This is a genomic window from Aquamicrobium defluvii, assembly GCF_004363725.1.
Classification (GTDB): domain Bacteria; phylum Pseudomonadota; class Alphaproteobacteria; order Rhizobiales; family Rhizobiaceae; genus Mesorhizobium; species Mesorhizobium defluvii.
This window is the reverse complement of the sequence record NZ_SNZF01000061.1, coordinates 1-5,605: the sequence shown is the minus strand read 5'-3', so window position 1 is coordinate 5,605 and position 5,605 is coordinate 1. Positions and strand designations below refer to the sequence as shown.

Annotated in this window: 5 protein-coding genes; 3 read left to right on the top strand and 2 right to left on the bottom strand. The window is 64.4% G+C overall.

Annotated elements, in window-relative coordinates:
- The first annotated feature begins 151 nt into the window (after window positions 1-151).
- The 3 genes from DES43_RS21840 to DES43_RS21830 all read left to right on the top strand — a co-directional run bounded on the left by DES43_RS21840 (window position 152) and on the right by DES43_RS21830 (window position 3,455).
- Window positions 152-1,387, top strand: a complete 1,236-nt coding sequence (locus DES43_RS21840) for a pyridoxal phosphate-dependent aminotransferase (protein ID WP_035033461.1) — start codon at window positions 152-154, stop codon at window positions 1,385-1,387.
- Window positions 1,388-1,621: 234 nt separating this feature from the next.
- Window positions 1,622-2,611, top strand: coding sequence for a cell division protein FtsZ (gene ftsZ / locus DES43_RS21835; RefSeq protein ID WP_035033464.1), 990 nt, complete (start codon window positions 1,622-1,624; stop codon window positions 2,609-2,611).
- Between the two features lie 25 nt (window positions 2,612-2,636).
- Window positions 2,637-3,455, top strand: coding sequence for an NYN domain-containing protein (locus DES43_RS21830; protein ID WP_035033470.1), 819 nt, complete (start codon window positions 2,637-2,639; stop codon window positions 3,453-3,455).
- A gap of 6 nt (window positions 3,456-3,461) precedes the next feature.
- Here the strand turns inward: DES43_RS21830 and recQ are convergent, their stop codons facing one another.
- Window positions 3,462-5,261 carry a DNA helicase RecQ gene (gene recQ / locus DES43_RS21825; protein WP_035033467.1) on the bottom strand — a complete coding sequence of 600 codons (1,800 nt, stop codon included), beginning with the start codon at window positions 5,259-5,261 and terminating at the stop codon, window positions 3,462-3,464.
- Between the two features lie 98 nt (window positions 5,262-5,359).
- On the bottom strand, window positions 5,360-5,605 hold a 246-nt coding region (locus DES43_RS22790; protein ID WP_208110871.1), incomplete at its 5' end, for a hypothetical protein.

Sequence of the window (5,605 nt, the reverse complement as noted above, 5' to 3'; positions counted from 1 at the left end):
TTCGGCGGCGAGAAGGAGACCGGCGGCGGGCGCGAGAGCGGCTCCGACGCCTGGAAGGCCTATATGCGCCGCGCAACCAACACCATCAACTACTCAAAGCAACTCCCCCTCGCCCAGGGCGTCTCCTTCGATATCGAATGAGGGGATGAGGATGCTCGACAGACCGGATGTTGCTGCCGCGCCTTTCAGGCCGGCAGCCCGCATTGCAGACATCGGCGTTTCCGAAATCCTGCAAATCGGGGCGCGTGCCGCTGCCATGCGCCGGGAAGGGCACGATGTCATCGTTCTGGGCGCCGGCGAGCCGGATTTCGACACGCCCGACACGGTGAAGGACGCGGCCCTGCGGGCCATGCAGCGCGGCGAGACCAGATATACCGCGCTCGACGGATCGCCCGCCATGAAGGAGGCGGTGCAGGAAAAATTCCGGCGCGACAACGGGCTCGATTTTTCGGCGGGCGAGGTCAGCGTCGCTTCCGGAGCCAAGCAGGTCATCTTCAACGCCTTCATGGCAACGCTCGACCCCGGCGACGAGGTGATCGTACCGACACCTTACTGGACCTCCTATGCCGACATCATCCGCATCGCCGGCGGCGTGCCGGTGCTCGTCGCCTGCGATGCCGCCAACGGCTTCCGGCTGACCGCCGCACAGCTTGAGCGCGCCATCACGCCGGCCACGCGCTGGCTGATGCTGAACTCCCCGTCCAACCCGACCGGCGCGGCCTATTCGGAAGCCGACTACCGCCCGCTGCTCGACGTGCTTGTGAAGCATCCGCACGTATGGCTGCTGGCCGACGATATCTACGAGCATATCGTCTATGACGGCTTCCGCTTCGTTACGCCCGTGGCGCTGGAGCCGGCGCTGCGCGAGCGCACCCTGACGGTCAACGGCGTTTCCAAGGCCTATGCCATGACCGGCTGGCGCATCGGCTACGGGGCCGGGCCGGCCGCGCTGATCAGGGCCATGGCCGTGGTCCAGAGCCAGTCCACCTCCAACCCGTCCTCCATTTCGCAGGCCGCGGCAATCGAGGCGCTGACCGGACCGCAGGACTATCTCGACGAACGCCGCGACAGCTTCCGCGTCCGCCGCGATCTGGTCGTCGACGGGCTCAACGGCATCGACGGCATCGACTGCCCGCGCCCGCAAGGTGCGTTCTACACGTTTGCAAGCTGCGCGGGCATGCTGGGACGCGCCACGCCCCGGGGCAGGAAGATCGAAACCGACGGCGACTTCTGCGCCTATCTGCTAGACGCGGCCAAGGTCGCGGTGGTACCGGGATCGGCCTTCGGCGCCTCGCCCTTCTTCCGCATCTCCTATGCGACCTCTCAGGAAGAACTGCGCGAAGCGCTGGCACGCATTGCCGTCGCCTGCGCCGCGCTTGCAGCCTGAGGCTGGCACAGCCGGCCGCCAGCAAAACACCTTCGCAGGCTTGCCGGCCTGCGAAGGCGCAATCGACACGGCCGGGCGTCCTTCGGCCGTTTCAGCGACAGATGATGACGAACGGTCCGGGAAGACCCGCCCTTGCGAATGCGGCCGCGGTCTGGTCCCCTGACAGGATGCGGACAGGTCCCTGATTCGAATGTGGTCGCGTCCCGGACGAACTGACATCGTGTCTTCTGGAGAATGGCCATGGCTGGCAAACAGAACATTGTCGAACTCAAGCCCAGGATTACCGTGATCGGGGTCGGCGGCGGCGGCGGCAACGCCGTCAACAACATGATCGCCCAGCAACTGGAAGGCGTGGACTTCATCACCGCCAATACCGATGCCCAGGCGCTCGCCATGTCGAAGTCGCCGCATCGCATCCAGCTCGGAACGCAGACCACGGAGGGCCTGGGAGCAGGCTCCCTTCCTGAAATCGGCTATGCGGCGGCCGAGGAATCGCTGGCAGAGGTCATGGAGCTTCTCGACGGCACGCATATGTGTTTCGTCACGGCGGGCATGGGCGGCGGAACCGGCACGGGTGCAGCTCCCCTCATCGCCGATGCCGCGCGAAAGGCGGGCATCCTCACCGTGGCCGTCGTCACCACGCCGTTCGTGTTCGAAGGCACGCGCCGCATGAAGGCGGCGGAACAAGGCATCGCACGCCTGCGCGAATGTGCCGATACGGTCATCGTGATTCCGAACCAGAACCTGTTTCGTATTGCCGATGCAAAGACCACCTTTGCCGACGCCTTCGCCATGGCCGATCGCGTGCTCTATTCGGGTGTCGGCTGCATCACCGACCTGATCGTGAAGGAAGGGCTCATCAATCTGGATTTCGCCGATGTGCGCTCGGTGATGCGCGACAGGGGCCGGGCAATGATGGGCACCGGCGAGGCTTCGGGAGAAGGCCGTGCGAAGAACGCGGCGGAAGCCGCCATCGCCAATCCGCTTCTGGACGAGGCATCCATGGGCGGGGCCAGAGGCGTGCTCGTCTCGATCTCCGGCGGACCGGACATGACGCTGTTCGAGGTCGACGAGGCTGCGACACGTATCCGCGAGGAAGTCGACGCCGATGCCGACATCATTGTCGGCGCCATATTCGACGAAGCCCTGCAGGGCAGGTTCAGGGTCTCGGTCGTGGCCACCGGATTGCGGCAGAAAACGCAGGTCAATGAGGCCGGCGCGTGACCGGCATGGGCAGGAGGACCCTGTGATGCCATCCGAAGCGCGTTCCCCGCGGCTTGCCGTTCTGATCGATGCCGACAATGCCTCGGCGAAGATCGCCGACGGGCTGTTCGAAGAGATCGCCAAGATCGGCGAGGCGAGCGTGCGCCGCATCTATGGCGACTTTTCCAGCACCCGGTCGAAGGCGTGGGCCGAGGTGTTGTCGAAGCATGCGATCATTCCCCAGCAGCAGTTCGCCTATACGACCGGCAAGAATGCCTCCGACATCACGCTGGTCATCGACGCGATGGACCTTCTCCACAGCGGGCGCTTCGACGGCTTCTGCCTGGTTTCGTCCGACAGCGACTTCACCCGGCTTGCCGCCCGCATCCGCGAGCAGGGCATCGACGTCTTCGGCTTCGGCGAGCAGAAGACGCCGGAGAGTTTCCGGCAGGCTTGCCGCCGGTTCATCTATACCGAAAACCTGCTGCCATCCGCCCCGGCAAACGTGCCGGACGCCGCGTCAGGCTCGAAGCCCTTGCAGCCGCCCACGGCGGCCGTGCCGGTCATCAGGAAGGTGATCGAGCAGATGGAGAGCGAGGATGGCTGGGTGGCTCTTGCGGAGGTGGGTAAACAGCTTGCCAATCTCGCATCCGATTTCGATCCGCGCACCTTCGGATTCCGCAAACTGAGCGACCTCGTCCGCAAGACCGGCGCGTTCGAGATCGAGCATCCGGAAGGAGGCACGTTGCGCATCAGGACGAAACAGGTACGCAAGCCTTCCAAAACGGCGGAACCACAGACGGAAGGGATCGAGCGGCAATCGTCCGTAAACGATGGGCAGCCTGCCGGACCACAGACAAAATAGTGACCCTCATGCGTGTTCGGCGATCACGGACAGAAAGGCCGGCCCGTAGCGGTCGAGCTTCGCTTCCCCGACACCGGGCACGCCCGCCATCTCGCTGCGGGACGCTGGCCGCGCCGCCGCCAGTTCGAGAAGCGTCCTGTCATGGAAAATCACATAGGGCGGCACGTTCTGTGCCCGCGCGATCTCCAGCCGCTTCTGCCGCAATGCCGTAAACAGCGCCCGGTCCGCCTCGGAAACGGCGGACTGCACCGCGCTGCGCGCAACCTTGCCGCGACGCGCCCGCGGCGGTCGCGGCGCGCGCAGCATCAGCGTCGGCTTGTCGCGCAGGAAGTCGCGGCCGGCCGGCGCGATCGACAGACCGCCATGGCCGGCGAGGTCGACATCGATGAGACGCAACGCGATCAGCTGGCGCAGGATCGCCCGCCATGTGCGGTTGTCGTGCTCCGTGCCGATGCCGAAAGTGGATATGCGATCATGCCCGAAACCGGCAATGCGCTCGTTCCCGACGCCCAGCAGCACGTCGGCGATATAAGCCTGCCCGAAACGCTCACCGGTGCGGTAGATGCATGACAGCGCCTTCTGCGCGGCGATCGTGCCGTCGAACAGCGTCGGCGGCTCGGCGCAGGTGTCGCAATTGCCACATGGTTCGCAACGGTCGCCGAAATAGGAAAGCAGAACCTGCCGCCGGCAGCCGGCCGTCTCGGCCAGCCCCAGCAGCGCATCGAGCTTCTGGCGCTCCATGCGCTTGCGCTGTTCCGGCGCATCCGATTCCTCGATGAAGCGGCCGCGCAGCGCGATGTCGTCATGGCCGTAGAGCATCAGCGTGTCCGCAGCCAGGCCGTCGCGCCCGGCGCGGCCGGTCTCCTGATAATAGGCCTCGATGCTGCCCGGCAGATCGATATGGACGACGAAGCGCACATCCGGCTTGTCGATGCCCATGCCGAAGGCGATGGTGGCGACCATGATGACCGCCTCGCCATGCTGGAAGCGCCTCTGATTTGCCTCGCGCGCCGCCTTGTCCATGCCCGCATGATAGGCGAGCGCGTCATGGCCCTCACCGCGCAGCCATTCGGCGGTTTCCTCGGTCTTGCGCTTCGACAGGCAGTAGACGATGCCGCTCTCGTCCTCATGGCGCCTGAGGAAATCCTTCAGCTGGGCGCGCGGATTGTCCTTCTCCTCGATGGCGTAGCGGATATTGGGCCGGTCGAAGCCAGCGATGAAGGCATCGATTTCCGCGATCCCGAGATGAGACAGGATCTCCGCGCGCGTCGGCTCGTCGGCGGTCGCCGTCAGCGCCATGCGCGGCGTATCGGCAAAACGCGCCACCACCGCATCGAGCTGGCGGTAGGAAGGGCGGAAATCGTGCCCCCATTGCGACAGGCAGTGCGCCTCATCTATGGCGATCAGCGACAGCTTCACCCCGTCGAGACGGTCGAGGACGTCGGGACGAAGCAGCGTCTCGGGCGCAATGTAGAGCAGGTCGAGCGCACCGGTTGCAATGGCGCGCCACAGGTCGCGCCTCTCGTCCGGCGAAAGGTCGGAATTGAGCGCTGCCGCCCTGATCCCGGCCTGCCGCAAGGCGGCGACCTGATCGGCCATCAGCGCCAGCAACGGCGAAACGACGAGCCCCATGCCCGGCCGGGCAATTGCGGGAATCTGGTAGCACAGCGATTTGCCGCCACCTGTCGGCATCAGCACGAAGGCATTGTTGCCGTCGATGACATGCCCGACGATCCGGGCCTGCGGGCCGCGAAACGCATCGTAGCCATAGACGGACTTGAGGATTTCGAGGGAGGAGGCAGCCATATTCTTCAGTTTGGAAAATTGACAGTTCTGCTGGTGGGAATGCGTCGCCGACTCGTTATCTACGAGAATTTTCCCGCTGCCGACACCGATAGATCATTTCATCGTTTCACGGAATCTATGAAATGATCTAAATATTTGTTTATACTGCATTTGTGCGACGCAAAATGTTTCCATTTGGCTGCAAAATGCTCTAGTGAGACCTGTGCGCGGGTAGCTGTGGACGGCATTTGCTGTTTGTGATTCGCTCTTCTTGAACGAGAGATTGAGGGCAGCGATGGCACGGCGGCGGATTGGTCAGGAAAGTTTCGGGTTTGGCGACTTTCGGGCGCGCCGCCAGTCATCGT

What these genes read in the sequence shown, in the direction of transcription:
- DES43_RS21840 (WP_035033461.1), top strand. Translation starts at nt 152, where the DNA reads ATGCTCGACAGACCGGATGTTGCTGCCGCGCCTTTCAGGCCGGCAGCC.
- ftsZ (WP_035033464.1), top strand. Translation starts at nt 1,622, where the DNA reads ATGGCCATGGCTGGCAAACAGAACATTGTCGAACTCAAGCCCAGGATT.
- DES43_RS21830 (WP_035033470.1), top strand. Translation starts at nt 2,637, where the DNA reads ATGCCATCCGAAGCGCGTTCCCCGCGGCTTGCCGTTCTGATCGATGCC.
- recQ (WP_035033467.1), bottom strand. Translation starts at nt 5,261, where the DNA reads ATGGCTGCCTCCTCCCTCGAAATCCTCAAGTCCGTCTATGGCTACGAT.